3 protein-coding genes are annotated in these 1646 nt (G+C 58.7%); all 3 read right to left on the bottom strand.

Going from position 1 to position 1646, the window contains the following annotated elements; genetic code table 11:
* The coding region (locus tag C0V97_RS18185) for a hypothetical protein (protein ID WP_148114991.1) at positions 1–547 on the bottom strand (547 nt) is incomplete at its 3' end.
* 9 nt (positions 548–556) lie between these two features.
* Positions 557–847 (bottom strand): endonuclease VII domain-containing protein, encoded by a 291-nt coding sequence (locus C0V97_RS18985; RefSeq protein WP_127102841.1) that lies wholly within the window; start codon positions 845–847, stop codon positions 557–559.
* Positions 831–1646 (bottom strand): DnaB-like helicase C-terminal domain-containing protein (locus C0V97_RS18175; protein ID WP_199752051.1); only part of this gene is annotated, 816 nt, incomplete at its 5' end. The genes C0V97_RS18985 and C0V97_RS18175, both read right to left, overlap by 17 nt.

Raw genomic sequence — 1646 nt, 5'->3', positions numbered from 1 at the left:
CCCCCCCCCCCCGCCCCAAACAAACCCCGCCGCTATCAGACGACGAAGATCCGCTGTCGTAGCTGAAGCCGCTGCTGTCTGAGCCTGAGGAGAAGCTGTCTGAAGATAATGGATAGGAGGGCGCGCTTTCGATCACCGTGGTTGACCCATGAGAGCTGCCCATGAGTTCCCCCAGCAGGATACCCTCGAAAAGGCGGTCACTCTGGACTGGCGGGGTGTAGGGAGGCGTGTAAGGCGCCGTGTAGTGCTGCCGAGGCTCAGGAACCGCAGTTCGGCTATAGGCGCGCACCGGAGGGGCCACAGTCGAGTCAACCTGTCGGGGCGGCGCACGATACGCTCCCACGCTCGACACTGAGCGGACATAGGGACGGTCATCTGCCTCGGGCTCGATGAACCGCGTCTGCGAAACGCGCTCGACACGTTCGATAACCTTGGGCTTGCGAGCCAAGTAGATAGCAAAGCCGACTGCCACGATCAGCGCGACAAGCGCCAGCATCAGGACGAACAGAAAGCCCGTGCTGATGTGGACATGATGATGGGGCTCCAAAGGAGTCTCCTAAATTTCGTGTTGAATGAGATAGTCGGCGGCCTTGATCAGCACCTCGGGATTGTCCGAGAAGTGCCCAAGACCAACGTTGCACCGGGAGCAGAGGAGCCCTCTTACGGCCCCTGTTTGGTGGTCATGATCTATACTGAGCCGCAGCCCTCCAAAGTCAGACTGGCCGCAAATGGCGCAGCCATAGTGTTGGGCTTTGAGCTTCTGGTGATAGTCGGGGATGGTCAGGCCGTAGCGGCGAAGGGTGTCTTTAAGGGACTTTAGGGGGTCCCTCTTAGAACGGCGCGTCATCGTCCTCTTGGAACGCCTGCACGGGCTCTGTGCGCTCCCCTTCGATCAGCCTGCCTGTTGCATCATCGAACGTGAGAGGGAATGTCATTCCGTTGGCGCGCCCGGTTTCACGGTCCTTAAGGCACCTTAGGGTGCTCTGGCGGCGCTCCTCTGGATCATCCGCCTGCGTGTTTCGCTCAAGGCCCCAGAGCATGTGCGCCCAGAACATAATGGCGCGCGCGCCCTTGAAGTGCTGACCTTTAACGCGCCCGCCTTCCTCATGCGGCGGGCCGTCCTTTGGCGTAGCGAGATGGGAGATAAAGTGGAAAACGAAATTGAGGGTCTTGGCCATTGTGGCCATTTCCTCAAGCACCGCCTCAAGTTCCCGGCGCTCGTCATCCATATGGGCCGTGAGGGCCGTGAGGTGATCAAGGTAGATGCTCTCACAGCCAAGGTGCTGCACCATATACTTGATACGGCCCCGGATAACGTCCCACGTAGTCGCGCCGAAGCTGTCATAGAGATAGAGGCGGTCTTCCTGAGCAACCTCATCAAGAGAAGCTGCAAGCTCATCCTGCGTCCAGCTTCCGTCTGGAATATGAAACCGCTTCCCCGCAAACTTACCCGCCAGCCGCTTTCCAGTCTGCTCGATAGGCTGCTCAAGGAATAGGATACCGACCTTCAGACCAAGCTGCGTTATGTCAGTCTCGACCATCTGCGTTATTAAGTCGGTCTTACCAACGCCTGATCCAGCTCCGATACCAATAAGCTGGCCCTTCCGCCGCCCATAGGTGGCTGCTGTGACACTTGGGAATAGGTA

This window comes from Asaia sp. W19, assembly GCF_003994335.1.
Classification (GTDB): Bacteria; Pseudomonadota; Alphaproteobacteria; order Acetobacterales; family Acetobacteraceae; genus Asaia.
Note: the sequence above shows the minus strand (reverse complement) of the source record. Positions and strands in the feature narration are given on the sequence as shown.

Excerpts from the sequence above, each read along its gene's own strand:
- C0V97_RS18985 (WP_127102841.1), bottom strand. The coding sequence starts at position 847 with ATGACGCGCCGTTCTAAGAGGGACCCCCTAAAGTCCCTTAAAGACACC.